We start from the raw sequence: 26,049 nt of genomic DNA, 5'->3' as shown, positions 1-26,049 counted from the left end.
GTATAGTTTAAAATAAAAATTAGCAAGAAGGCATAGATGTTAATAAAAATAAAAAACAATTACGAAATTTCTCAAAATCTTGCGACGTCCCAAGATATCTATTCTTCTCGTAGAAAAATTCTTAAAACAATGGCTGTTTTAGGGGCTGGAAGTGTTTTGGGAATAGATATTTTAGGAGCTCAAACAAGGCAAATAGAAATACATAAAAATATCTATCCTTATGAAATAAATTCTTCTTATTCCCAAAGTCCTTTAACCCCTTATCAAAAAGCTACAACTTACAATAATTTTTATGAATTTGGAATGCAAAAAGAAGATCCCTACCATCGTGCTCATATTTTGCAAACATCTCCATGGAGTGTCATCATTGATGGAGAAGTGCAAAGACCTATGAAAATCGCACTAGAAGATATTCTTAAAAAAGTGAAACTTCAAGAGAGGATTTATCATTTTCGCTGTGTGGAAGCTTGGAGCATGAATATTCCTTGGATTGGTTTTGAACTTAGAGAATTATTGGCATTTACAAAACCCAAAGGAAATGCAAGGTTTGTTTTGTTTGAAACACTCAAACAAGCAGATATGCCCGGAGTAAAAAATCCTTCTATCGTGGGGTATATTAAATTTCCTTATTATGAAGGATTGCGATTAGATGAAGCGCAAAATTCTTTGACAATATTGGCAGTGGGAATGTATGGCAAAATTCTTCCTAATCAAAATGGAGCACCTCTACGATTAGTAGTTCCATGGAAATACGGATTTAAAAGTGTTAAATCCATCGTGCGTATTACTTTGGTTGAAAAAATGCCTGTTTCAACATGGATGGGACTAGACAGTTCCGAATATGGTTTTTACGCCAATGTCAATCCTCATGTTGCCCACCCAAGATGGTCTCAGGCAAATGAACGTTTTATTGGAGAGGGATTTAGTTTTCACCGAATGCCTACAAAGCTTTTTAATGGCTATGCCCAAGAAGTTGCAAATTTATATACAGGAATGGATTTGAGAAAAAACTATTAATTTTTATTATGAATAGTTTTGAATTTTATGTTTTAAAAAATTAAAATAATTTAAAAAATAAAATTACTAGATAATCTTAAGTGACTATAAAGCACTTTTAGGTTTATTGCGATAGAATAAGTCTCCATCCCAAAATAATGAAAGGAAAATAGAATGTATGTAAAAAATGTCATCGAAAAAGTTAAGTCTAATTATCCGAGCCAAAAGGAATTTCATCAAGCAGTTGAAGAAGTACTCATATCTTTATCTCCTGTAATTGATAAAAATAAAAAATACCAAGAAAATGCCATCTTGGAACGATTGGTTATTCCTGATAGAGAAATTCATTTTCGTGTGACATGGGTAGATGATAAGGGAAATGTTCAAGTAAATCGAGCTTATCGAATTGAATTTAATTCTGCCATTGGTCCTTATAAAGGCGGGTTGCGATTTCATCCAAGTGTTCATGAGGGTATCATCAAGTTTTTGGGTTTTGAGCAGGTATTCAAAAATTCTTTGACAACACTTGCTATGGGTGGAGGAAAAGGTGGGAGTGATTTTAACCCTAAGGGAAAAAGTGATGGAGAGGTAATGCGATTTTGCCAAGCTTTTATGAATGAACTTTATCGTCATATTGGAGCGCATACAGATGTTCCGGCTGGAGATATTGGCGTAGGAGGAAGAGAAATTGGCTATCTTTTTGGGCAATACAGAAAGCTTACTAATCGATTTGATGGGGTTTTAACAGGCAAGGGGCTTAGTTGGGGCGGTAGTCTTGTAAGACCTGAAGCTACAGGTTATGGTTGTGTTTATTTTGCTGAAGAAATGCTTAAAGAAAGAGGAGAGAGCCTTGAGGGCAAAGTTTGTACAGTCTCAGGAAGTGGGAATGTGGCTATTTACACGGTTGAAAAACTTTATCATCTGGGTGCTAAACCGGTAACCGTAAGTGATTCTAAGGGGATGATTTATGATGAGGGAGGGATTGATGTGGCTCTTCTTAAGGAACTCAAGGAACTTAAAAGAGCAAGCTTAGAAGAATATATTAAAATCAAACCTCAGGCTAAATATACAAAAATTAGTGATTACAAAGAGGGAAGCAATGCTGTTTGGAGCATTCCTTGTTTTGCTGCTTTCCCAAGTGCAACAGAAAATGAACTCAATGCTATAGATGCAAAAACTTTACTTCAAAATGGTTGTAAATGCGTTAGTGAAGGAGCTAATATGCCCTCAACCCTTGAAGCAACAGACTTATTCTTGAAAGCTAAAATTTGCTATGGACCTGGAAAAGCTGCTAATGCCGGGGGTGTAGCTGTGAGTGGTTTGGAAATGGCTCAAAACGCAAGCAAACATTCATGGGATTTTGAAGTTGTTGATAAGCATTTGCATAATATTATGGAAAATATTTTTGCTAATTCTTCTCAGACAGCTAAAGAGTTTGGAGATCCTACCAATCTTGTTTTAGGTGCTAATATTGCCGGATTTAGAAAGGTAGCTGATGCTATGATTGATCAAGGTATTTTATAGGACTTAATCCATTTTATAGGTTAGGAAAATAAAAAATACCAAAAAGCTTTGTTTATAATTTTCAAGATTTAAAGGATATTTTAGTTTTTATGATGTAAAGTAAGCAAAACAAAAAAGAGAGTGGTATTTGCTTTTAAAATGGGAAGATAACTATAGTGTCGATAATGAAATGATCGACACGCAACATAAAAAGCTTTTTGATTTAGCTCAAAAAGCTTACTTAATGACTAATCGTCCTGTAACAAAAGAAGAAATTAAAATAGTTTTAAAAGAATTTTTTGATTATATGCACGAACATTTCAATGACGAAGAAGCCTATATGGAATCTATCGGCTATCCGGGTCTGGAAGAACATAAAAAGTTTCATCGTCAAATTATTTTTAATTTTTCAGAAGCTATCAAAACAATCCATTCAGCCAATGATTTGAAAGATAAAGTTGGTGTTATCGCCAAAGAATGGCTTCTACAACATATTCTCAAAGAAGATATGCAAATTCGTCGTTATTGTAAAGAGAGGGCTTATGTTGAAAATAAAAGTAATGAAAATATCTATGAATATACTTGTGCTTGTAAGGGCAAGATTCATCGTGTCCCTCTTGAAATACATCAAAAAATCCAAACTCAAAACGCAAAATTTATGTGTCGGTTTTGTAAGCAAATTATTCGTTTTAGGTCTTGAAGTTTTTGCAATCTTTTTATTGATTGATTTTTTACTTACATTGATGACATTTTTTTGATGCTTGCTTGTTGCGTTTCTAAGAACATGAGATTTTATTATTTTAATCAAAGTAAGGAAGGATTTTAAAATAGAGAATCTCAATGATAAAGTTTTGGACTATTTTACAAAACTTAAAATTAACAATAACTTTGATGAGTATCGATACTGACAAAATTGTTCTACAAAACGATCCGGAAATAAAGTTTATATTTGTAAAATAAACCTCGAATTTTTTTTAAAATTCAAATTGATATCATGAAGGTAAGTTTCAGAAAATAAAAAGTGGAAATTATTGATTTTATATTGTTTTATGAGAATAGTTTGAAAATAGTGAAATCAAAATAAAAAATCCAGAATTGATAGTTGATCGGTGTTGTAGGAGATTAAGATAGAATTACTTTGATGGTAAAATAAAAAACTTTAATCATTTTGATGATAAAATAATCCAAGAAGAAATAATCTAAAAAGAACAGATCAATCAATCATTTTAAAATACTTCATGCAGAGGGGATTGGAAGTTAAAAATGAGACAAAAGAGTTGTTAAAAGGGATTTTTAGTTAATGGCCGGGTTTAAAAGATATGCAGAATATAAAAAGACTAACATCAAATGGATAAGAGAAATCCTTCAACATTGGGAATACTTACCAAATAGAGCTATATTCAAAGAAAGAAAAACTCGAAATAAAGTTAACGAAGAATTACTCTCTGTTACTATTAAAAAAGGAATAATAAAACAAACTGCACTATTAGAAAATTCTTCCAAAAAAGATTCCTCAAATGAAGATAAATCTAAATACAAATTAGTCAAAATGGGTGATATTGTATACAATAAAATGAGAATGTGGCAAGGTGCAGTGGGTTTTTCAGAATATCAAGGTATAGTTAGTCCTGCATATATAATCTTAAGTCCTTACAAAAAAATATGTTCAAAATTCTTTCATTATATTTTCAGAAGCCCTAATTATATAAAATATTCATATAATAATTCTTATGGAATTTGTGATGACCAATTAAGCTTGCGTTTTGAAGATTTTAATACAATGTATTCGATATGTCCCCCAATTGCAGAACAACAACAAATCGCCACATTCATTGAACATAAAGAAGAACAAATTAACAAATTAATAAGGCGGCAAAAAAGGCTAATAGAGCTTTTGTAAGAATACAAGAAAATTACCATCACTGAGGCTGTAACAAAAGGCTTGGACAAGAATGCCCCTATGAAAGACAGCGGCATAGATTATATCGGTCAAATCCCTCGACATTGGGAGATCAAAAAGTGGAGGCATCTTTTTAAATTTGGCAAAGGTTTAACAATCACAAAGGAAAATCTTCAAGAAAAAGGCGTACCTTGCGTCAATTATGGAGAAATTCATTCTAAATACCCCGTTCAACTTAAAACTGAAATTCATCCATTAAAGTGCGTATCGGAAGACTATATAAAAAAGTACTCTAATAGCCTTATTTCAAAAGGGGATTTTGTCTTTGCTGATACATCAGAGGATCTTGAAGGTTCTGGAAATTTTACATGTTTATTCTCTGATGCCAAAATATTTGCTGGATATCATACAATCACATTGAAACCAATGACACCAAGTTCTTATTCAAATTATTTTGCATATCATTTTGATTCTATTTTAATACGCAAACAAACAAGATTAAAAGTACAAGGTGTAAAAGTTTATAGTGTTTCGCAAAAAATACTTAAAAATAATCTTTGTTTTTATCCGCCATTAATTGAGCAAGAACAAATAGCAAATTATTTAGATTGTATATGTGAAAAAATTGATGCCACAATTAAAAATAAACAACAACAAATCAAATTATTGCAAGAATACAAGAAAATTACCATCACTGAGATTGTAAGTGGGCAAATTGATGTGAGAGATTATAAAATACCCCCCCGGCATTGAAATTGATGAAAATGACACAGAAGATAGAATAAAAAACTTTAAATTGGATGAATAAAGTAATAATATTTTAATATATTAGTTTATAAATAGGAGTTTATACAATATTGTTAAAGCTATAAAATCAATAAATATTTAAAATCTAAATTTATAAAATTGTTTTATATTTATTTGTCAAGACAGATATGGATCTTTTTTGGCGATTTTATGATTCGCTATTTCCCATTACCTGACTTTGAGCATTGGCAATGAGGGGATCAATGATGGTATCTAAATTGCCGGAGAGCATTATCTCTTCTAAACTATAAAGTGTTATTCCAATACGATGATCGGTAAGTCGATTTTGAGGGTAATTATAAGTTCTAATTCTTTCACTTCTATCCCCGCTGCCTACTTGAGTTTTTCTAGCTTCTGAATTTTGTGCTTTTTGTTCTTCAAGTTCGGCTTCATAAATTCTTGCTTTGAGGATTTTCATCGCTTTATCTTTGTTTTTATGTTGAGATTTTTCATCTTGCATTGAGACGCTAATGCCTGTAGGGATATGTGTAATACGCACTGCTGAGTCTGTGGTGTTCACGCATTGCCCCCCATGCCCTCCGGCACGGAATACTTCTATTTTGAGATCATTGGGATTGATAGTGATTTCTACATCATCTACTTCAGGCATGATAGCCACAGTGATAGCAGAAGTATGGATTCTTCCTTGTGATTCGGTTTCAGGAACTCTTTGGACACGATGCGTGCCTCCTTCGTATTTGAGCTTTGAATAAGTCCCCTTTCCCTTTATGAGTGCGATAATTTCTTTATATCCTCCAAAATTATTTTCACTAGAACTTATGATTTCAACCTTCCATTTTTTTAACTCAGCATACCGGCAATAAGCCCGAAAAAGATCCCCTACAAAAATTCCGGCTTCATCCCCGCCTGTCCCTGCACGCAATTCCAGATAGATATTTTTGTCATCATTTGGATCTTTGGGTATCAGGAGAATTTTTATTTCAGATTCCAGGGAATTTTTTTGAGCTTCAAGTAGTTTTAACTCTTCTTTAGCTAATTCGCCTAATTCTTTGTCTTCAAGAAGTAATTTATTCTCTTTGATAGATTGAATGATTTGAATATATTCTTTCGCATTCTGAGCAATTTCTTCAATATCACTTTGTTCTTTGCTGAGCGTAGTAAGTTTTTTGACATCACTAATAACCTGTGGATTGGCAAGCAGTAAGGAGATTTCATCATAACGTCGAACAATAGGAGTAAGTTTTTGAACAAGCATTAAGATCTCTTTTTGCTAGATTGACTTAAGAAATTCTAAAGAAAATCGATTAAATAAATCAAGCAACTTTGGTGGCAATTTTTTTCACTGATGCATGCAGTCTGGATACTTTTCTAGAGGCTGTATTTTTTTTGATAATGCCTTTTGTAACAAATTTATGCAATTCTTTATTGGCAATTTTGAGATTCTCTTGAGCTTTGGAAATGTCATTGGCACTTACAGCCTCACGAACTGCTTTGATGATATTTTTGATTTTTGTTCGATAATATCTGTTTCTCTCTGTTCTTTTTTCCGTTTGTCTAATTCTTTTTTCTGCAGATTTATGATTGGCCATCTTTTTGGTTAATCCTTTTATAATTTTTTTTAAGGCAAAATTATGCCTTAGTTTTGATTAAATGCAGTTTAAAGTATTTTGGCATTGAAATTATGATTTTGGAGATTAAAGATGAAGATTTTTGGAACTGATGGGGTAAGGGGCAAGGCCGGTTTAGATATTACTCCAATGTTTGTGATGAAATTAGGCGCTGCTGCAGGTTTATATTTTCGCAAACATTCTATTACAAATAAAATCTTAGTGGGCAAAGATACGAGACGAAGTGGCTATATGATAGAAAATGCCCTTGTGAGTGCTCTTACTTCAGTGGGTTATGATGTTATTCAAGTAGGACCTATGCCCACTCCTGCGGTTGCATTTTTGACTGAAGATATGCGTTGTGATGCGGGTATTATGATAAGCGCCAGTCATAATCCTTATGAAGACAATGGAATTAAATTTTTTAATCGTTTTGGATACAAGCTTGATGAGAATGCTGAAGCTAAAATAGAAGATCTATTTTATAATGAAGCCTTGATTTCTCGTAGTTATAAAACGGGATTAGAAATTGGAAGTTCTAAACGCATTGATGACGTTGTGGGGCGTTATATTGTACATATCAAAAACTCTTTTCCAAAAAATTTGACTTTACAAGGAATTCGAGTGGTGATTGATACGGCTAATGGAGCGGGGTATAGAGTTGCTCCTACTGTATTTAGTGAGCTTGGGGCAGATGTAGTTGTAATCAATGATGAACCTAATGGTTATAATATTAACCAACAATGTGGGGCAATGCATCCTTTGGCTTTGAGCAATGAAGTTAGGCGTTATCGTGCTGATATTGGGTTTGCCCTTGATGGGGATGCAGATAGGCTTGTGGTTGTTGATAACAAAGGGAACGTCGTAGATGGAGATAAACTTATTGGGGCTTTAAGTGTTTATGAAAAATCATTAAATAAGCTTAAAAATAATCAAGTTGTAGCTACATTAATGAGCAATTTGGCACTACAAGAATATTTATACCGGCACGATATTAGGCTAATTCGATGTAATGTGGGGGATAAGTATGTGTGCGATGAAATGCAAAAAAATAATGCAAATTTTGGAGGGGAACAAAGTGGGCATATCATTTTTGGTGATTATGCCAAAACAGGGGATGGATTAGTTAGCGCTTTGCAGGTTATGGCAGTATTGATGCAAAGTGGCAAAAAAAGCGCTGAAGTTTTAAACCCCTTTGAACTTTATCCCCATAAATTGATTAACCTTGTTATTGAACAAAAAATTTCACTAGAAACTATTGAGGGCTATCAAGATTGGCTTAAGAAAATTGAAGCGCTGGGAATGAGGCATTTAATACGTTATTCAGGCACTGAAAATAAGTTGCGTATTTTGCTTGAGGGCAAGAATAAATTGTTATTGGAATCCACCATTAAAGATTTAAGCGAATTTTTAAAAAGTAAGCTTTGTTAGGTATGGAATGAAAAAAGCTCTTTTGATTTCATGTGTTATATTCCTTCTGACTTTAGGGGTTGATCAATGGATTAAACATTTTATATTAGATGGCTTTGGTTGGGAAAGCAAAGCCCTTTCTATTGTGCTTGTATTTAATAAAGGCGTAGCATTTTCAATGTTGAGTTTTTTGGGTGAAGGGCTTAAATACCTTCAATTAATGCTTATTGTTTTTGTTTGGGTATTGCTTTTACGTCAAAAGGAATTTTTTCTAAAAAATTATTATGCCTTTGGGATAATATTCGGAGCCGGTTTTTCAAATATTTTAGATAGATTTATTCACGGAGGTGTGGTAGATTATGTCTATTGGCATTATGGATTTGAATTTGCGATTTTTAATTTTGCTGATGTGATGATTGATATTGGCGTAGGAATTTTGTTATTAAGAATGGTCTTAAGTAAAACTAAATAATCTATATTGTATAATCGTCTCTATGCTTTTAACTTCTTTAGACTTAGTAAGCTAAAATTACAATCAATGTTAGGTAGTCCGGGAACTAGCTTAAGACATGGTTTGTTTTATTTTGGTTGTTTGGCTAAGACAATAATCAAGAGTGGTCGCGTAGCTCAGTTGGTAGAGCACTACCTTGACATGGTAGTGGTCGTTGGTTCAAGTCCAATCGTGGCCACCATAATAACCCTCAAGTACTTTTTTATTCCCTAATAATTTTATACCTTAGATAAGAAGAGTTTTTGTTTCTTTGTGATCTTTTTTGAGTTCATACTTAGAATCTCATGTTTAATTTGTAAGTCAAACAAATATATTTAATAGACAAAGGCTAACAAGGTTGTTTTTGTGTTTTAAAAAGACTTTAAATACATTTAGATGGAGCAGATTAAAGTTTGTAACTCTTGCGCAGATTGGTTGGTGGGGTATCACCTTAGTAATTTATATTTATGTCTTATATTTTTATATTTCAAAAAACTCAATTTGTAATTTTGTTTTTTGAAACTCAAGCTATCCAAAAATAAAAACAAGTAATTATTATATATATTGCTTATTGGGAAAATATTTATTCCATCGTATTAAGATTTCATTATATCAAAAGTGTCTCTTAAATATATTTTAGAGTATAGAGGCAGTGAGATTATTTTGCTATTGTGGGCAAAGTTATAGAAGATATAAATGGCAAAATGTGTAATGGTTTTAGAAAAACTAAGCCATAACAGACACCATAAGGCTTTTGGATTGCAATGCAAAAAAGGAGAATAATATGGAAAATATTAAAAGTTTTACAACACAAAGAATTCCTGCTAAAGGTTATGCCGTATCTTCAAAGACCGGCAGATTCGAGCCTTTTAGTTTCAATCGTCATCCTATAGGCGATCAGGACATATTTATAGAAATTTTATATGCAGGTGTTTGTCATAGCGACATTCATAGTGTGCGTAGTGAATGGCAAGAAGGGATTTATCCTATGGTTCCCGGTCATGAGATTGCAGGACGCGTGGTAGGGGTAGGTAAGAATGTAAGCAAATTCAAGGTAGGGGATTATGCCGGTGTTGGTTGTATGGTGAATTCATGCGGGGAGTGTGAAGCTTGCAAAAAGAGTCAAGAGCAATTTTGTGAACGTGGGCAATGTGTTTTGACTTATAATTGCATTGATTGTTTTCATGATAATGAACCAACCTATGGAGGGTATTCTAATAATATTGTCGTCTCTGAAAAATTTGCTATTAAAGTCCCTCAAAGCGCTCCCATTGAAAAAATTGCTCCTTTATTGTGTGCAGGGATTACGACTTATTCACCCATTAAATTTTCCAAAATCAAAAAAGGCGATCGCATTGGGGTAGCAGGGTTTGGCGGGCTTGGAAGTATGGCTGTAAAATATGGCGTTCATTTGGGCGCAGAAGTAAGTGTTTTTGCGAGAAATGACAAAAAGAAAAAAGAAGCCTTAGACATGGGAGTAAAAAACTTTTACAGCTCTTTAGAAAATATAAAAGAAAGATTTGATTTTATTATTAGCACTATCCCAACTCATTATAATATTGATGATTATTTGAAATTACTCAAATATGGTGGAGAAATGGCAATTGTTGGTTTGCCTCCAACAGATGTAAATCCTCTTATCAGCGCTTCTGAGCTTGTTTGGACTGCCGGACGCAAAGTTTATGGATCTCTTATTGGGGGCATTCAAGAAACTCAAGAAATGTTGGATTTTTCTATCAAGCATGGTATTTACCCTGAGATTGAGATTATTAGGGCTGATGAGATTGATAAAGCCTATGAAAATCTGACTACAGGCAAGGCTAAATTTCGCTATGTAATTGATATGAGCACTTTATATTAATCCCAACTCATTTTTAATAAATTGTCTATTTGGTGATTTCCAAATAGACGAAAAATCAAAATAGCAAAAATTAAAGACTAGCATCTCCTAAAATCATCTTCTATCCTTATAATATCATCTTCTCCCAGATATTCTCCGACTTGAACTTCAATAATAACAAGATCAATTTTTCCGGGATTTTCTAAGCGGTGCAGTTCTCCCATGGGAATATACGTAGATTCATTGGCTTTTAAAAATATTTTTCTCTCTCCGAGTGTTACATTTGCACTTCCACTTACAACAATCCAATGCTCATTGCGATGAAAATGTTTTTGCAGACTTAAACGGGATTTTGGTTTGACTGTAATTTGCTTGATTTTATAATTAAAAGATTCAAGCAAAACACTATAATGTCCCCAAGGACGATAGGCAGTAGTATGGATTTGAGTAAGTTCGGGACGAGTTTTTTTAAGATCTTGGACAATATCTTTTATTTTTTGGGATTGTCCTTTTTTGCTTATCAATAAAGAGTCATTTGTATCCACAATGATAAGATCCTCAATGCCAATAGTAGCCACTAGTTTATCAGAAATAACAAAATTATTTTTACTGTCTTTAAGAATAAGATCGCTCTTAGAAGCATTTCCTAAGGAGTCTTTTTTCCATTCTTCATTTAAGGATTCAAAACTCCCTACATCATTCCAAGAAAAATCCCCAATAACACATTTAACTTTTTGACTTTTTTCCATTAAGGCATAATCAATACTTATATCCGGAATTTTTTGTGACAAGTCAGGATCTAATCGAATATATTCTTTATCTTTTTGAGACCCATCATAAGCTTTTTTACACGTTTCATAAATCTCTTTGGCATATTTTTGAAGTTCATGTAATAATAAAGATGCTTTGAAACAAAACATCCCGCTATTCCAAAAATAATCGCCTTCTTTGATGTATTGTCGGGCTAGGTTTAAGTTAGGTTTTTCAATGAAGCGTTCTACATTATCTTGATTGCATTTAATGTATCCATAGCCTGTATGCGGGTAAGTGGGTTTTATCCCGAAAGTTACCAGACAGTCTTGTTTGGCATATGCTAAGGCTTCGTTGATGGCTTTTTGATAATTTTTGGTATTTTTGATTAGATGATCACTGGGCAGGGCTAAAATAATCTCATCTTTGCCATATTTGTGAAGGATATCCAAAGCGCTAAAACACAAGGCAGGAGCAGTATTCTTGCCTATTGATTCCAAGATAAAGCTTTCAATATGCATATGTGATTTTTTGGCTTGATCTTGAGCGAGAAAATAATGGGATTGGTTTGCAATTATTTGGAAATGCGCCTGATGAGATTTGATAAAAGGAGCATTTCTAATGAGAGTTTGGGTAAAAAAAGATCCTTTTTGCAAAAGAGGAGCAAATTGTTTTGGTAAAAGAGAACGTGAAAGAGGCCACAGCCTTGTGCCTGAACCTCCACAAAGAATTGCTATTGTCATAAAAATCTCTTTGTAATTGTAATATTTTATATAATTATATAAGATATAAATTGAAAAACTTGTTAAAAACATTTCAATATTAATTTTGCAGGGTTGTGATTTTGATTTTTCTAAAAAATAAAATAGAGGCTTGACAAAATGATTGTAAATTTAATATAATTGCGCCTTTGCAATGTATTTTGCAACTATGAAAGTGCTGGTTTAGCTCAGTTGGTAGAGCAGCTGCCTTGTAAGCAGCAGGTCGGGGGTTCAAGTCCCTTAACCAGCTCCATATTATTTTCAAACCCTAACAGAAATTTCTCTGAATCAGTGTTTGACCAGTGTTGATTGACCATATACGAATGGCTAGCAGGTGAGATACTCAAGTGGCCAACGAGGGCAGACTGTAAATCTGCTGACTATGTCTTCCGTGGTTCGAATCCACGTCTCACCACCAGTTAAAGCAATGCTTTAATTGAATGTTTGATATTATTTTATGGTTCTTAATAGATGCGGGAATAGCTCAGTTGGCTAGAGCATCAGCCTTCCAAGCTGAGGGTCGCGGGTTCGAGCCCCGTTTCCCGCTCCATTTACTGGGAGCTGAACTTCTAAACTTATTAAAAGGTTTTTATAGCTCCAAAATGCCCATATAGCTCAGTGGTAGAGCACTTCCTTGGTAAGGAAGAGGCCGGCGGTTCAATCCCGCTTATGGGCTCCAGTTTTTCTAGATTTTGATATTTTTGTTTTTAGTATCGTTTTTTAACATTGTTGTAAGGACATTTTTATTAGAATCAAAGTTTAAATTTTATTCAGGAGAAAACAATGGCGAAGGAAAAATTTGTCAAAACTAAACCCCATGTTAATATTGGGACAATTGGGCATGTCGATCATGGTAAAACTACTTTGAGTGCCGCTATCTCTGCTGTTTTGTCTCTTAAAGGTCTTGCAGAAATGAAGGACTATGACAATATAGACAACGCCCCGGAAGAAAAAGAAAGAGGTATTACAATTGCAACTTCTCATATTGAATATGAGACAGAGAATCGACATTATGCACACGTAGATTGCCCCGGACACGCAGACTATGTGAAAAATATGATTACAGGTGCTGCTCAAATGGATGGAGCGATCTTGGTCGTATCCGCAGCAGATGGTCCTATGCCTCAAACTAGAGAGCATATATTGTTATCCAGACAAGTAGGTGTTCCTTATATAGTTGTTTTTCTAAACAAGCAAGATATGGTTGATGATCAAGAATTGCTTGATTTGGTTGAAATGGAAGTTAGAGAGCTTTTAAGTGCTTATGAATTTCCCGGAGATGATACTCCAATTGTAGCCGGATCTGCTTTGAAAGCATTAGAAGAAGCGAAATCCGGAAGTGTTGGTGAATGGGGAGAAAAAGTTCTTAAGCTGATGGCAGAAGTTGATCGATATATTCCAACTCCTCAAAGAGATACTGACAAAACTTTCTTGATGCCTGTGGAAGATGTGTTTTCTATTGCAGGTCGCGGGACTGTTGTAACAGGTAGAATCGAAAGAGGTGTAGTTAAAGTTGGCGATGAGGTAGAAATCGTAGGTATTAAGGCAACTCAAAAAACTATAGTTACCGGCGTGGAAATGTTTAGAAAAGAACTTGAAAAAGGTGAAGCTGGCGACAACGTAGGGATTCTTTTGAGAGGCACTAAAAAAGAAGATGTTGAAAGAGGAATGGTTTTATGTAAGCCCGGTTCAATTACCCCACATAAAAAATTTGAAGGTGAGATTTATGTCCTTTCAAAAGAAGAGGGCGGAAGACATACTCCATTTTTTGACAATTACAGACCACAGTTTTATGTTAGAACTACAGATGTGACAGGTGCTATCAGATTACCACAAGGTGTTGAAATGGTTATGCCCGGAGATAATGTAAAAATTAATGTTGAATTAATCAATCCTATTGCGCTTGAGCTTGGAACTAAATTCGCTATCAGAGAAGGTGGTAGAACTGTTGGTGCAGGCGTTGTAACAAAGATTATTGAATAATTAGGAAAAAAAATGAAGGTTAAAATAGGGCTAAAATGTTCTGAATGTGGTGATATTAACTACAGCACAACAAAGAATGCAAAAACAAATACAGAAAAACTGGAGCTCAAAAAGTTCTGCCCTAGGCTTAACAAACACACTGTCCATAAAGAAGTTAAGCTAAAAAGCTAGAGGTTCCTCTAGCTTATAGGTCAGTAGCTCTAATGGTAGAGCATCGGTCTCCAAAACCGAGTGTTGGGGGTTCGAGTCCCTCCTGGCCTGCCATTTTTAAATTGGGCTATAATTTAGAAGTGAGATTTTATGAAAAAAATATTTACATATTATAGGTTAGCTAAAGAAGAGTTATCAAAAGTAATTTTTCCTACCAAAGAACAAATTAGAAATGCTTCAATATCCGTAGTGATTGTTGTGGCTGTTATTACTTTGTTTTTAGCGTTAGTTGATCTTATTTTGTCTGCTTCTGTATCTAGTATTCTGTAAGTAGGAGAATTTATGTCATTAGATTGGTATGCTATACAGACTTATTCGGGTAGTGAGCAGGCTGTTAAAAGAGCAATTGAGAATCTTGTTCAAGAGTATAAAATTGGCGATCGCTTAAAAGAAATTGTAGTCCCTACAGAAGACATTATCGAAATTTCCAAAAAGAGTAAAAATAAAGTTACTGCACAAAGTTTATATCCGGGCTATGTTTTTATTAAAGTGGATTTAGATACTGCACTTTGGCATAAAATACAATCTTTACCCAAGGTTTCAAGGTTCATAGGTGAAAGTAAGAAACCTACACCACTTGGAGAAGCAGATATTAACCATATTTTAGAAAAGGTTAGAAATCGCGCAGCACCTAAGCCTAAAATTTCTTTTGAATCAGGTGAAGTAGTGAGAATCGTAGAAGGTCCTTTTGCAAATTTTACAGCAACAGTTGAGGAATATGACATTGAGCATAGAAAATTGAAATTAAATGTTTCTATATTTGGTAGAAATACTCCTATAGAGATACTATATTCACAAGTAGAGAAAATAGTATAGACTAAAATATTTTTTAAGGAAATAATATGGCAAAAAAAATTGTGGGTGAATTGAAACTTCAAATTCCTGCCGGTAAGGCAAATCCATCGCCCCCTGTAGGTCCTGCTCTTGGACAAAGAGGCGTTAATATTATGGAATTTTGTAAGGCATTTAACGAGAAGACAAAAGATATGGGGAATTTTAATATTCCTGTGATTATCACTGTTTATCAAGATAAGAGTTTTACTTTTATTACTAAAAAACCTCCGGTAACGGATTTGATAAAAAAGACAGCCGGTATTGCTAAAGGTTCAGATAACCCGTTAAAAAACAAAATAGCCAAACTAACACAAAAACAAGTTGAAGAGATAGCAACTCTTAAAATGGAAGATTTAAATGCCAATACTCTTGAAGCAGCTAAAAACATTGTTGCCGGTAGTGCAAGGAGTATGGGTGTTGAAATCGTTGATTAATAAATAATTTTAATGGAGTTTATGGTATGGAAAAAAAGGTAGCCAAAAGATTACAAAGCTTGCTTTCAAAAATTGATAGTAATCGTATATATGATATAAGCAGTGGAGTAGGTGCTGTTAAATCTTTAGCTTCTGCTAAATTTGACGAAACAGTTGAAATTGCTCTTAAGCTTGGCGTAGACCCAAGACATGCCGATCAGATGATAAGAGGAGCGGTTGTCTTGCCTCATGGAACAGGTAAGAAAGTTAGAGTAGCCGTTTTTGCAAAAGGTCTTAAAGCTGATGAGGCAAGAAACGCCGGTGCTGATATAGTCGGTGATGAAGATTTAGCAGAAGAAATCAAAAATGGAAATTTGAATTTTGATATGGTAATAGCAACACCTGATATGATGGCTCTTGTTGGAAAAGTTGGTAGAATTTTAGGACCAAAAGGATTGATGCCAAATCCTAAAACAGGCACTGTTACGATGGAAATAACAAAAGCTGTTGGCAATGCTAAAAGTGGTCAAGTAAATTTTAGAGTGGATAAAAAAGGTAATATTCATGCCCCTATTGGAAAAGTGAGTTTTCCGGAAGAAAAGATCAAAGAAAATATGTTAGAATTCGTCAAAACAGTCAATCGATTGAAGCCTGCAAGTGCAAAAGGTAAATATATCAAAGGGGGCATTTTATCTTTAACAATGTCGCCTTCTATTAAAATTGATTCTCAAGAATTAATGGACATTAAGTAAAATTTAGTTTTTAATCTTTGGACTCAAGATCACAAGGGCGTTTGCTTAATTGATTGAATCTCCTTGTAGAAGTCTAGTCTGGAAAGGAGGAAAAAATGACCAAACATCAAAAAGAACAAGCAGTTGAATATCTCAGCTCAGAATTTAAAAGCGCTTCTGCCCTACTTGTATGTGATTATAAAGGTCTGGCAGTGAAAAACTTAGAAGAACTTAGAAAATCTGCCGGAAATTCAGAAATTAAAGTTCAAGTTATCAAAAATACTTTGGCTAAAATTTCAATGAATAATGCCGGATATCCGGATTTGGACTTGAAAGATACAAATATTTTTATTTGGGGTCAAGATCAAATAACACTCTCAAAATTGGCAGCTAAGTTTGCTGAAGCCAATAAAGAGAAGTTTGTTATTAAAACAGGGTGCTTTGATAACAAAAAAGTTGAGACAGATCACATTATGGCTATTTCTAAATTACCCGGTAGAGATGAGCTTATTGGAATGCTATTGTCTGTTTGGACAGCTCCGGCAAGATATTTTGTCACCGGATTGGACAATCTTAAAAAGCAAAAAGAACAAGAATAAAAAATGAGGAGATCATTATGGCTATTACAAAAGAAGAAATTTTAGATTATATCGGTGGCTTATCAGTTCTTGAATTATCAGAACTTGTTAAAGCTTTTGAAGAAAAGTTTGGTGTAAGTGCTGCGCCTACTATTGTTGCAGGTGCCGGTGTAGCTGCAGGTGCCGGTGGGGCAGTAGAAGAAAAAACAGAATTTAATGTTGTTTTACTTGAAAGTGGTGCTAATAAAATTAATGTTATTAAAGCTGTCAGAGAGATTACGGGTCTTGGCTTAAAAGAAGCTAAAGATGCAACTGAAAACACACCTCATACTCTCAAAGAGGGTATTAATAAAGATGATGCAGAAGCATTTAAGAAAAAACTTGAAGAAGCCGGTGCTAAGGTTGAAATTAAATAATTTTGCTTTTACAGCAATGATTTTTAAATTGCCCAAAAATAGATGTGTGTCTATTTTGGGCTATTCGTTTTTATAGACACTCCAAATAAATTTGATTTTAGAGATAAAATAGGTTTATTTGGAGTGTTTGACTCTTCTAAATTCCACTGAGTGAAGGTTGAAAGTATGCCAACAAAAGTTAAAACAAAAAACAGATTGCGAATTGATTTTACAAAATTACCACAAAGTTTAGAAGTTCCTAATTTGCTTTTATTGCAGAGGGACAGCTATGATTCTTTCTTATCTCCAAAAGATAATAAAGAAAGTGGCATAGAAAAGGTTTTTAAATCCATATTTCCAATTCAAGATGCTCAAAATAGAATTACATTAGAATATGCAGGGTGTGAGTTTGGGAAGCCAAAATATACAATTCGTGAGGCTATGGAGAGAGGGATTACCTATGCGATTCCTTTGAAAATAAAAATCAGATTGATTTTGTGGGACAAAGATGAAAAAGGAGAAAAAATAGGGATTAAGGATATTAAAGAACAAAGTATTTTTATCCGTGAAATTCCCTTGATGACTAACAGAACATCTTTTATTATTAATGGTGTTGAAAGGGTTGTTGTAAATCAGTTGCATCGAAGTCCGGGAGTTATTTTTAAAGAAGAAGAATCCAGTACATCTTTTAACAAACTCATTTATACCGGTCAAATTATTCCTGATAGAGGCTCATGGCTATATTTTGAGTATGATGCAAAAGATACTTTATTTGTCAGAATTAACAAACGTAGAAAAGTACCTGTAACTATACTGTTTAGAGCAATGGGATATAGCAAACGAGATATAATTAAAATGTTTTATCCTCTATTAAATGTTAGGTTTGAAAAAGGCAAATATCTAATCCCTTTTAACCCAAAAGATTTTGATGGAAGGATTGAGTTTGATATAAAAGATTCAAGTGGTGAAGTCGTGATTCCTGCAGGCAAAAGACTCACAGCCAAAAAAGCAAAAGAACTTCAAGAAAAAGGATTAGAGTGGATAGAATACCCTGCAGAAATTCTTTTGAATCGTTATTTGGCTGCACCTATTGTTGATAAGAAAAGTGGTGAAGTTATCCTTGATGCATTAACACAACTTGATGAAGGCAAACTCAAAAAGATTTCAGAAGCAAAAATTAAAGATTTTGTTATTGCTAATGACTTGGCATTGGGATTTGATGATTCTATCATGAATTCATTTGCTTCAGATGCAGAATCTTTGAGACTTCTGAAACAAACTGAAAAAATTGATGATGAAAATGATTTAGCAGCAATTAGAATCTACAAAGTCATGAGACCGGGCGAGCCGGTAACTAAAGAAGTTGCCAAACAATTTGTTAAACAATTATTCTTTGAACCTGAAAGATATGATTTAACCCGTGTGGGTAGGATGAAAATGAATCATAAACTTGGTTTAAATGTGCCTGATTATATAACAGTCTTGACACATGAAGATATTATGGAAACTGTTAAGTATTTGATGAAAGTCAAAAATGGGCAAGGTAGAATTGATGATAGAGATCATTTAGGTAACAGAAGGATCAGAGCAATTGGGGAGTTATTGGCAAATGAGCTTCATACAGGGCTTGTAAAAATGCAAAAGGCTATTAAGGACAAACTTACTACAATGAGTGGTGCTTTTGATACGATTATGCCTCATGATTTGATTAATTCCAAAATGATTACAAGCACAATATTAGAGTTTTTTACAGGGGGTCAGCTTTCTCAATTCATGGATCAAACAAATCCACTTTCAGAGGTTACTCATAAAAGGAGACTTTCAGCGCTTGGAGAAGGTGGTTTGGTTAAAGAAAGAGTTGGGTTTGAAGCTAGAGATGTTCATCCTACTCATTATGGAAGGATTTGCCCAATAGAAACTCCGGAAGGTCAAAATATCGGATTGATTAATACTTTATCTACCTTTACAAGAGTAAATGATCTGGGTTTTATTGAAGCTCCTTATAAAAAAGTCATTAATGGCAAAGTTACAGATGAGATTGTTTATCTTACAGCTACTCAAGAAGATGGCCAAGTGATAGCCCCTGCAAGTGCAAAAGTAAATGATAAGGGGATGATTGTTGAAGATTTGATTGAAACAAGAGTCGGTGGGGAAATTATGTTGAGTGAAAAAAATAAAGTTACTCTCATTGACTTAAGCCCTAGAATGTTAGTTGGCGTTGCAGCTTCTTTGATCCCCTTTTTAGAACACGATGATGCTAACCGTGCTTTGATGGGATCGAATATGCAACGTCAAGCTGTGCCTTTATTGCGTCCGGATGCTCCTATCGTAGGTACAGGGATAGAAAGAATCATTGCTCGAGATTCTTGGGAAGCTATTAAGGCTGTGAGAAAAGGCGTAGTTGAAAAAGTAGATGCAAGAAATATTTATATTTTGGGCGAAGACGAAAATGGCGCTTATATTGATACTTATTCATTGCAAAAAAATCTACGAACAAATCAAAATACAAGTTTTACTCAAAAGCCCATTATAAAAGTAGGCGATGTGGTCGAAAAAAACCAGATCATTGCAGATGGTCCCAGTATGGACAATGGAGAATTAGCGCTTGGTAAAAATATTCGAGTTGCTTTTATGCCTTGGAATGGGTATAACTTTGAAGATGCTATTGTTTTGAGTGAGAGAGTCATTAAAGAAGATGCCTTTACGTCTATACATATTTATGAAAAAGAAATTGAAGCTAGAGAACTGAAGCATGGCATAGAAGAAATTACAGCAGATATTCCAAATGTAAGAGAAGAAGAAATCATTCATCTTGATGGAAGTGGGATTGTTAAAATTGGAACTTACGTAAGCGGGGGAATGATTTTAGTAGGCAAAGTTTCTCCAAAAGGTGAAGTTAAACCTACTCCTGAAGAAAGATTGTTGAGGGCAATTTTTGGAGAAAAAGCCGGGCATGTAGTGAATAAATCACTTTATTGTCCTCCTTCATTGGAAGGGACTGTTGTTGATGTAAAAATTTTTACTAAAAAAGGTTATGAAAAAGATTCAAGAGCTATTAGCGCTTATGAAGAAGAAAAATCTGTTTTGGATATTGAGCACCATGATCGATTAACGATGCTTAATCGAGAAGAAATGTTGAGAATAGGGCTTATGCTTTCAAAAGAAACATTAAGCGGGGATGCTGTTGTTAATGACAAAAAATACAAGAAAGGCGAAATGATCCCAAAAGAAGAAATTGCCAATATCAATCGTTTTACATTAAATACATTAATCAAAAGTTATTCAAAAGCGGTGCAGGCTAAGTATGAGCAGATAAAGACAAACTTTTTGGAACAGAAGAAAACTTTAGGCGAAGAACATGAAGAAAAACTTTCTATTTTGGAAAAAGATGATATCCTCCCTAGCGGTGTTGTCAAACAAGTTAAAATTTATATTGCCACTAAGAGGAAGCTTAAAGTGGGAGATAAAATGGCAGGAAGACATGGAAATAAAGGCATTGTCTCAAATATTATTCCGGCTGTAGATATGCCCTATACATCTGATGGAGAACCTGTTGATATTGTTTTAAATCCTTTGGGTGTCCCTAGTCGTATGAATATTGGACAGATTCTTGAAGTGCATTTAGGATTAGTTGGCAAACGTTTTGGAGAGCAAATCTCTGAAATTTTGAAAAAGCAAACAGGATCTTTTATTAAAAATCTTCGATCTAAAATGCTTGAAATTGCTGAGATAGTCAATGAAAATGAACCTGAAGTCATTGATATTCTCAAAAAATGCAATGATGAAGAATTGCTGGATTATGCAAGAGATTGGAGTCATGGCGTTAAGTTTGCTATTCCTGTATTTGAAGGTATTTCGCAAGAAAAATTTAATAAATTATTTGAAATGGCAAAAATTGCTATGGATGGTAAAACCGATCTTTATGATGGCAAAACAGGCGAAAAAATGAGGGAACGAGTGAATATTGGCTATATGTATATGCTTAAATTACACCATTTAGTTGATGAAAAAGTTCATGCACGAAGCACAGGACCTTATTCGCTTGTAACCCAACAACCTGTTGGAGGTAAGGCACTTTTTGGAGGACAAAGATTTGGAGAGATGGAAGTATGGGCACTAGAGGCTTATGGGGCTGCCCATACACTTAAAGAAATGCTTACAGTTAAATCCGATGATGTTAAAGGTAGAGAAAACGCTTATCGAGCAATTACCAGAGGAGAACATGTAGGAGAATCTGAAATACCTGAAACTTTCTATGTTTTGACTAAAGAACTTCAATCTTTGGCGTTAGATGTTAATATTTTTGGTGATGATATTGATGAAGATGGCAATCCTAAGCCTATTGTAATCAAAGAAGATGATAGACCAAAAGATTTCAATTCTTTTCAATTGGTATTAGCTAGCCCTGAGAAAATTCACTCTTGGAGTCATGGAGAAGTCAAGAAACCTGAAACTATCAATTATAGAACACTTAAGCCTGAAAGAGATGGGCTATTTTGTACAAAAATATTTGGTCCTGTTAGGGATTATGAGTGTTTGTGCGGTAAATATAAAAAACCCAGATACAAAGGGATTGTTTGTGAGAAATGTGGAGTTGAAGTAACAAGCTCCAAAGTCAGACGTTCCAGAATGGGGCATATTGAACTTGTTACTCCTGTTGCTCATATTTGGTATGTAAGCTCATTGCCAAGCCGGATTGGTACATTACTGGGTGTAAAGATGAAGGATTTGGAGCGTGTGCTTTATTATGAAGCCTATATTGTTAAAAATCCCGGAGAAGCATTTTATGATAATGAATCCAGCAAACCTGTAATGAAATATGATGTACTCAATGAAGAGCAGTATCAAAATATTCATCAACGATTTGAAGATAAGGGGTTTGTAGCACAAATGGGCGGTGAGGCAGTAAAAGAATTGCTAGAACAGCTTGATTTAACTATTTTACTCCAAAGTCTTAGAGAAGAAGTTAAAAATACAAATTCAGAAGCAAAGAAAAAAACTATTATCAAACGATTAAAGGTAGTTGAAAGCTTTTTAAATTCCGGTAATAAACCTGAATGGATGATGCTAACTGTGCTACCGGTTCTGCCGCCTGATTTGAGACCTCTTGTTGCTTTAGATGGAGGAAAGTTTGCAGTCAGTGATGTGAATGATTTGTATCGAAGAGTTATCAATAGAAATCAAAGATTGAAACGATTGATGGAATTAGATGCTCCTGAAATTATAGTAAGAAACGAAAAAAGAATGCTACAAGAAGCAGTGGATGCTTTATTTGATAATGGTAGGAATGCAAATGCAGTAAAAGGAGCTAATAAACGCCCTCTCAAATCTTTGTCTGAAATTATCAAGGGCAAACAAGGCAGATTTAGACAAAATTTACTTGGAAAACGTGTGGATTTTTCCGGAAGAAGTGTTATTGTAGTGGGTCCAAATCTCAGGATGGATCAATGTGGTTTACCAAAAAATATGGCTTTGGAACTTTTCAAACCCCATCTTCTGGCAAAATTAGAAGAAAAAGGTTATGCAACTACCCTCAAACAAGCTAAAAAAATGATTGAACAAAAATCCAATGAAGTTTGGGAATGTTTGCAAGATATTGTAGAGGGCTATCCTGTATTATTAAATCGTGCGCCAACTTTGCATAAACAATCTATCCAAGCATTTCACCCTAAGTTAATTGATGGCAAGGCAATCCAATTGCACCCACTTGTTTGTTCTGCTTTTAATGCTGATTTTGATGGGGATCAAATGGCAGTGCATGTTCCTTTATCTCAAGAGGCTATCACAGAATGTAAGATCTTAATGCTAAGCTCAATGAATATTTTATTGCCTGCAAGTGGTAAGGCAGTCGCTGTTCCAAGTCAAGATATGGTTTTGGGGTTGTATTATTTATCGCTGGAGAGGACAGGGGTGAAAGGCGAGCATAAATTATTTGGCAATATTAATGAAATTATGATTGCTATTGATGCTGATGAATTAGATATTAATGCAAAGGTTCGAACGGTTATTGATCGTAGAGTATTGCATACAACAGCAGGCAGATTAATTTTAAAATCTATTTTGCCTGATTTTGTGCCTACTAATCTATGGAATAAAGTGATGAAAAAGAAAGATATCAGTTCTTTGATTGATTATGTATATAAAGAAGGTGGTATCGGGATTACAGCAACTTTTTTGGATAATCTTAAGAATTTAGGCTTTAAATATGCTACCAAAGCAGGTATTTCTATTTCGGCAGCAGATATTATCGTCCCTGATGATAAGCAAAAAGTAATCAATGTTGCAAAAAATGAAGTCAAAAAGATCCAAGCTCAATATGACCAAGGTTTGCTTACTGAACAAGAAAGATATAATAAGATTATTGATATTTGGACAGATACCAACAATAGAATGGGTAAAGAAATGATGACATTAGTAGAGGCTGATAAGGGAGGTTTCAACTCTATTTATATGATGGCTGATTCCGGTGCAAGGGGATCGGCTGCTCAAATCAGACAGCTTTCTGCTATGCGGGGTCTGATGGCTAAACCTGATGGCACAATCATTGAAACTCCCATTATTTCAAACTTCAAAGAAGGATTGAATGTATTGGAGTATTTCAACTCCACACATGGGGCTAGAAAAGGTTTGGCTGATACTGCGCTTAAAACTGCAAATGCAGGGTATTTGACCAGAAAACTTATAGATGTATCTCAAAATGTTAAAGTTATTATGGAAGATTGTGGGACTCATGAAGGGATTGAAATCACCGATATTACTGTGGGTAGTGAGCTTATTGAGCCTTTAGAAGAGAGAATATTTGGTCGGGTATTAGCTGAAGATATTATCGATCCAATCACTAATGAAATTCTCTTGAGCGCAGGGACTTTGATCAGTGAAGAAAAAGCCAAAAAGATTACTGAAGCAGGGGTGAAATCCATTATTATTCGAACTCCTGTTACTTGCAAAGCCCAAAAAGGTGTTTGTGCAAAATGTTATGGGCTTAATTTAGGAGAGGGTAAAATGTCCAAGCCCGGTGAGGCGGTTGGAGTTATTGCAGCCCAATCTATCGGGGAACCCGGAACGCAGCTTACCCTTAGAACATTCCACGTGGGTGGAACAGCATCCAGAAGCCAGGAAGAAAGAGAAATTTTGGCAGAAAAAGAAGGTTTTGTCAGGTATTATAATCTCAAAACTTACAAGAACAAAGAGGGTAAAAATATTGTAGCCAATAGAAGAAATGCCGCTATATTGGTTGTAGAACCCAAAATAAAATCTCCATTTGATGGCGTGCTTAAAATCGATAGCGCTCATGATGAAGTCATTGTAAGTGTCCATAATGATAAGCAAGAGGCTAAGTTTATTTTAAGAAAAGGTGATGTTGCAAAACCCAATGAATTAGCCGGTGTCAGTGGTAAAATAGAAGGAAAAATATTTTTACCTTATGGAACAGGACATCGTGTGAAAGCAGGTGGAAGTATTGTAGATATTATCAAAGACGGTTGGAATATTCCAAATCGTATCCCTTATGCAAGTGAAATTGTTGTGGATGATAATGCTCCTATTGCTCAGAAAATTTATGCAAAAGAAAAAGGTATTGTCAAATACTATACTTTGGAAGCCGATCATCTCCAAAGAGCTAAAGATGTCAAAGCAGGTAATATTGTTAAAGAAAAAGGTATTTTTGCTGTTGTAGCTGATGAAAATGGTCGTGAAGCTATTAGACATTACTTAACAAGAAACTCAAAAATCTTAGTTGGCGATAATAATGAAGTAGATTCTCAAACCCTTATTGCAGAACCCAATTCTAATCTCAAAAATATTATTGCTATTTGGGATCCTTATAATAATCCTATCATATCTGATAAGGCAGGTATTGTAAAATTTGAGGATATTATCCCAAGTGTTACAGTGGCAGAAAAAGAAGATGAAAATACAGGTATTACTAATTTGGTTGTTAATGAATATATTCCTGCAGGGTATAAACCAAGCATTTTGATTGATAATCAAAAAGGTGAAGTCTTGAGATATGTTTTAGATCCTAAAACTTCTATATCTGTTGTAGAAGGATCAAGCGTAGAGGTAGCTGATATTTTGGCAAAAACTCCAAAAGCCACAGTGAAATCAAGAGATATTACCGGAGGTCTTCCTAGAGTTTCAGAACTTTTTGAAGCCAGAAAACCAAAAGATATTGCTGTTCTCTCAGAAATAGATGGTGTTGTAAGTTTTGGCAAACCTATTAGAAACAAAGAGAGAATTATTGTAACTTCTGATGATGGAAGAAGCACAGAATATCTCGTAGATAAGAATAAGCAGATTTTAGTACATGCAGATGAGTTTGTCCATGCAGGTGAAGCCATGACAGATGGAGTTATTTCAAGTCATGATATTTTAAGGATTAGTGGTGAAAAAGAATTGCATAAATATATTGTCAGTGAAGTCCAACAAGTTTATCGCAGACAAGGTGTTAGCATCGCTGATAAGCATATAGAGATTATTGTTTCACAGATGTTGCGACAAGTTAGAATCGTAGATAGTGGCAATACAAAATTCATTGAAGGTGATTTGATAAGTAAAAAACATTTTAAAGAAGAAAATGATAAGACTATCAGATTAAATGGAGAGCCTGCTATTGCAGAGCCTGTTTTACTTGGTATTACCAGAGCTGCAATTGGAAGTGATAGCATTATTTCTGCAGCTTCTTTCCAAGAAACTACCAAAGTCCTTACAGAGGCAAGTATTGCAGCTAAAAAAGACTTTTTGGAAGATTTGAAGGAAAATGTTGTGCTTGGAAGAATGATTCCTGTAGGGACAGGACTTTATAAGAATAAAAAGTTTATTATCAAAGCAGATATACAAGATTGATTGTTTGTATATCTAAGATAAATAAAAGATTTTTTA

Annotated in this window: 20 protein-coding genes and 6 tRNA genes; 23 read left to right on the top strand and 3 right to left on the bottom strand. The window is 34.4% G+C overall.

The window, feature by feature from the left end; genetic code table 11:
* The first annotated feature begins 36 nt into the window (after nt 1-36).
* From msrP to BKH45_RS00205, 5 genes are all read left to right on the top strand, one after another.
* Nucleotides 37-1,017 carry a protein-methionine-sulfoxide reductase catalytic subunit MsrP gene (msrP, locus tag BKH45_RS00225; RefSeq protein WP_095273461.1) on the top strand — a complete coding sequence of 327 codons (981 nt, stop codon included), beginning with the start codon at nt 37-39 and terminating at the stop codon, nt 1,015-1,017.
* A gap of 153 nt (nt 1,018-1,170) precedes the next feature.
* The gene (gdhA, locus tag BKH45_RS00220; RefSeq protein ID WP_095273460.1) at nt 1,171-2,520 is read left to right on the top strand and encodes an NADP-specific glutamate dehydrogenase; all 1,350 of its coding nucleotides are present in this window, start codon (nt 1,171-1,173) and stop codon (nt 2,518-2,520) included.
* A 127-nt stretch (nt 2,521-2,647) separates the two neighbouring features.
* Nucleotides 2,648-3,199 (top strand): hemerythrin family protein, encoded by a 552-nt coding sequence (locus BKH45_RS00215; RefSeq protein WP_095273459.1) that lies wholly within the window; start codon nt 2,648-2,650, stop codon nt 3,197-3,199.
* Between the two features lie 600 nt (nt 3,200-3,799).
* Nucleotides 3,800-4,399 (top strand): restriction endonuclease subunit S, encoded by a 600-nt coding sequence (locus BKH45_RS00210; RefSeq protein WP_095273458.1) that lies wholly within the window; start codon nt 3,800-3,802, stop codon nt 4,397-4,399.
* 60 nt (nt 4,400-4,459) lie between these two features.
* Entirely contained in the window at nt 4,460-5,152 is a 693-nt protein-coding gene (locus tag BKH45_RS00205; protein ID WP_095273457.1) for a restriction endonuclease subunit S, read from the top strand.
* A 202-nt stretch (nt 5,153-5,354) separates the two neighbouring features.
* Here BKH45_RS00205 and prfA read toward each other — a convergent pair whose 3' ends face one another.
* Both prfA and rpsT read right to left on the bottom strand, forming a co-directional pair.
* Nucleotides 5,355-6,428 (bottom strand): peptide chain release factor 1, encoded by a 1,074-nt coding sequence (gene prfA, locus BKH45_RS00200; protein WP_180675564.1) that lies wholly within the window; start codon nt 6,426-6,428, stop codon nt 5,355-5,357.
* A gap of 52 nt (nt 6,429-6,480) precedes the next feature.
* Nucleotides 6,481-6,756 (bottom strand): 30S ribosomal protein S20, encoded by a 276-nt coding sequence (gene rpsT / locus BKH45_RS00195; protein WP_095273455.1) that lies wholly within the window; start codon nt 6,754-6,756, stop codon nt 6,481-6,483.
* Nucleotides 6,757-6,867: 111 nt separating this feature from the next.
* Between rpsT and glmM the strand changes: the two genes are divergently transcribed.
* The 4 genes from glmM to BKH45_RS00175 all read left to right on the top strand — a co-directional run bounded on the left by glmM (nt 6,868) and on the right by BKH45_RS00175 (nt 10,535).
* A complete protein-coding gene (gene glmM, locus BKH45_RS00190; protein ID WP_095273454.1) occupies nt 6,868-8,205 on the top strand; it encodes a phosphoglucosamine mutase in 1,338 nt (445 codons plus the stop codon).
* Nucleotides 8,206-8,212: 7 nt separating this feature from the next.
* Nucleotides 8,213-8,656, top strand: coding sequence for a signal peptidase II (gene lspA, locus BKH45_RS00185; protein WP_095273453.1), 444 nt, complete (start codon nt 8,213-8,215; stop codon nt 8,654-8,656).
* Nucleotides 8,657-8,800: 144 nt separating this feature from the next.
* A tRNA-Val gene (locus BKH45_RS00180) sits at nt 8,801-8,876 on the top strand.
* Nucleotides 8,877-9,458: 582 nt separating this feature from the next.
* Entirely contained in the window at nt 9,459-10,535 is a 1,077-nt protein-coding gene (locus BKH45_RS00175) for an NAD(P)-dependent alcohol dehydrogenase (protein WP_095273452.1), read from the top strand.
* 77 nt (nt 10,536-10,612) lie between these two features.
* On the opposite strand, the gene BKH45_RS00170 is transcribed toward BKH45_RS00175, so the two are convergent.
* Nucleotides 10,613-12,007 (bottom strand): mannose-1-phosphate guanylyltransferase/mannose-6-phosphate isomerase, encoded by a 1,395-nt coding sequence (locus BKH45_RS00170; protein ID WP_095273451.1) that lies wholly within the window; start codon nt 12,005-12,007, stop codon nt 10,613-10,615.
* 195 nt (nt 12,008-12,202) lie between these two features.
* Between BKH45_RS00170 and BKH45_RS00165 the strand changes: the two genes are divergently transcribed.
* The 14 genes from BKH45_RS00165 to BKH45_RS00100 all read left to right on the top strand — a co-directional run bounded on the left by BKH45_RS00165 (nt 12,203) and on the right by BKH45_RS00100 (nt 26,013).
* Nucleotides 12,203-12,278 (top strand) — tRNA-Thr (locus BKH45_RS00165).
* A gap of 80 nt (nt 12,279-12,358) precedes the next feature.
* Nucleotides 12,359-12,443: transfer RNA gene (locus BKH45_RS00160), tRNA-Tyr, on the top strand.
* Nucleotides 12,444-12,498: 55 nt separating this feature from the next.
* Nucleotides 12,499-12,575: transfer RNA gene (locus BKH45_RS00155), tRNA-Gly, on the top strand.
* Nucleotides 12,576-12,629: 54 nt separating this feature from the next.
* Nucleotides 12,630-12,704 (top strand) — tRNA-Thr (locus BKH45_RS00150).
* Nucleotides 12,705-12,808: 104 nt separating this feature from the next.
* Nucleotides 12,809-14,008 carry an elongation factor Tu gene (gene tuf, locus BKH45_RS00145; protein ID WP_095273450.1) on the top strand — a complete coding sequence of 400 codons (1,200 nt, stop codon included), beginning with the start codon at nt 12,809-12,811 and terminating at the stop codon, nt 14,006-14,008.
* 12 nt (nt 14,009-14,020) lie between these two features.
* The gene (gene rpmG / locus BKH45_RS00140; RefSeq protein ID WP_095273449.1) at nt 14,021-14,179 is read left to right on the top strand and encodes a 50S ribosomal protein L33; all 159 of its coding nucleotides are present in this window, start codon (nt 14,021-14,023) and stop codon (nt 14,177-14,179) included.
* Between the two features lie 17 nt (nt 14,180-14,196).
* Nucleotides 14,197-14,272: transfer RNA gene (locus BKH45_RS00135), tRNA-Trp, on the top strand.
* A 36-nt stretch (nt 14,273-14,308) separates the two neighbouring features.
* Nucleotides 14,309-14,488 (top strand): preprotein translocase subunit SecE, encoded by a 180-nt coding sequence (gene secE, locus BKH45_RS00130; protein WP_095273448.1) that lies wholly within the window; start codon nt 14,309-14,311, stop codon nt 14,486-14,488.
* Between the two features lie 12 nt (nt 14,489-14,500).
* The gene (nusG, locus tag BKH45_RS00125; protein ID WP_095273447.1) at nt 14,501-15,034 is read left to right on the top strand and encodes a transcription termination/antitermination protein NusG; all 534 of its coding nucleotides are present in this window, start codon (nt 14,501-14,503) and stop codon (nt 15,032-15,034) included.
* 26 nt (nt 15,035-15,060) lie between these two features.
* Nucleotides 15,061-15,486 carry a 50S ribosomal protein L11 gene (rplK, locus tag BKH45_RS00120; protein ID WP_095273446.1) on the top strand — a complete coding sequence of 142 codons (426 nt, stop codon included), beginning with the start codon at nt 15,061-15,063 and terminating at the stop codon, nt 15,484-15,486.
* 26 nt (nt 15,487-15,512) lie between these two features.
* A complete protein-coding gene (rplA, locus tag BKH45_RS00115; RefSeq protein WP_095273445.1) occupies nt 15,513-16,217 on the top strand; it encodes a 50S ribosomal protein L1 in 705 nt (234 codons plus the stop codon).
* A gap of 95 nt (nt 16,218-16,312) precedes the next feature.
* The gene (rplJ, locus tag BKH45_RS00110) at nt 16,313-16,795 is read left to right on the top strand and encodes a 50S ribosomal protein L10 (protein WP_095273444.1); all 483 of its coding nucleotides are present in this window, start codon (nt 16,313-16,315) and stop codon (nt 16,793-16,795) included.
* Nucleotides 16,796-16,812: 17 nt separating this feature from the next.
* Complete coding sequence (rplL, locus tag BKH45_RS00105; RefSeq protein WP_095273443.1) at nt 16,813-17,190, top strand: 50S ribosomal protein L7/L12; 378 nt, start codon at nt 16,813-16,815, stop codon at nt 17,188-17,190.
* Nucleotides 17,191-17,355: 165 nt separating this feature from the next.
* Entirely contained in the window at nt 17,356-26,013 is an 8,658-nt protein-coding gene (locus BKH45_RS00100; RefSeq protein ID WP_095273442.1) for a DNA-directed RNA polymerase subunit beta/beta', read from the top strand.
* Nucleotides 26,014-26,049: the final 36 nt, after the last annotated feature.

This window comes from Helicobacter sp. 11S03491-1, from assembly GCF_002272835.1.
In the GTDB taxonomy this organism is placed as follows: Bacteria; Campylobacterota; Campylobacteria; order Campylobacterales; family Helicobacteraceae; genus Helicobacter_J.
Note: the sequence above shows the minus strand (reverse complement) of the source record. Positions and strands in the feature narration are given on the sequence as shown.

Coding starts and splice junctions, on each gene's coding strand:
- msrP (WP_095273461.1), top strand. CDS start 37: ATGTTAATAAAAATAAAAAACAATTACGAAATTTCTCAAAATCTTGCG.
- gdhA (WP_095273460.1), top strand. CDS start 1,171: ATGTATGTAAAAAATGTCATCGAAAAAGTTAAGTCTAATTATCCGAGC.
- BKH45_RS00210 (WP_095273458.1), top strand. CDS start 3,800: ATGGCCGGGTTTAAAAGATATGCAGAATATAAAAAGACTAACATCAAA.
- BKH45_RS00205 (WP_095273457.1), top strand. CDS start 4,460: ATGAAAGACAGCGGCATAGATTATATCGGTCAAATCCCTCGACATTGG.
- rpsT (WP_095273455.1), bottom strand. CDS start 6,756: ATGGCCAATCATAAATCTGCAGAAAAAAGAATTAGACAAACGGAAAAA.
- glmM (WP_095273454.1), top strand. CDS start 6,868: ATGAAGATTTTTGGAACTGATGGGGTAAGGGGCAAGGCCGGTTTAGAT.
- lspA (WP_095273453.1), top strand. CDS start 8,213: ATGAAAAAAGCTCTTTTGATTTCATGTGTTATATTCCTTCTGACTTTA.
- BKH45_RS00175 (WP_095273452.1), top strand. CDS start 9,459: ATGGAAAATATTAAAAGTTTTACAACACAAAGAATTCCTGCTAAAGGT.
- BKH45_RS00170 (WP_095273451.1), bottom strand. CDS start 12,007: ATGACAATAGCAATTCTTTGTGGAGGTTCAGGCACAAGGCTGTGGCCT.
- tuf (WP_095273450.1), top strand. CDS start 12,809: ATGGCGAAGGAAAAATTTGTCAAAACTAAACCCCATGTTAATATTGGG.
- rpmG (WP_095273449.1), top strand. CDS start 14,021: ATGAAGGTTAAAATAGGGCTAAAATGTTCTGAATGTGGTGATATTAAC.
- secE (WP_095273448.1), top strand. CDS start 14,309: ATGAAAAAAATATTTACATATTATAGGTTAGCTAAAGAAGAGTTATCA.
- nusG (WP_095273447.1), top strand. CDS start 14,501: ATGTCATTAGATTGGTATGCTATACAGACTTATTCGGGTAGTGAGCAG.
- rplK (WP_095273446.1), top strand. CDS start 15,061: ATGGCAAAAAAAATTGTGGGTGAATTGAAACTTCAAATTCCTGCCGGT.
- rplA (WP_095273445.1), top strand. CDS start 15,513: ATGGAAAAAAAGGTAGCCAAAAGATTACAAAGCTTGCTTTCAAAAATT.
- rplJ (WP_095273444.1), top strand. CDS start 16,313: ATGACCAAACATCAAAAAGAACAAGCAGTTGAATATCTCAGCTCAGAA.
- rplL (WP_095273443.1), top strand. CDS start 16,813: ATGGCTATTACAAAAGAAGAAATTTTAGATTATATCGGTGGCTTATCA.
- BKH45_RS00100 (WP_095273442.1), top strand. CDS start 17,356: ATGCCAACAAAAGTTAAAACAAAAAACAGATTGCGAATTGATTTTACA.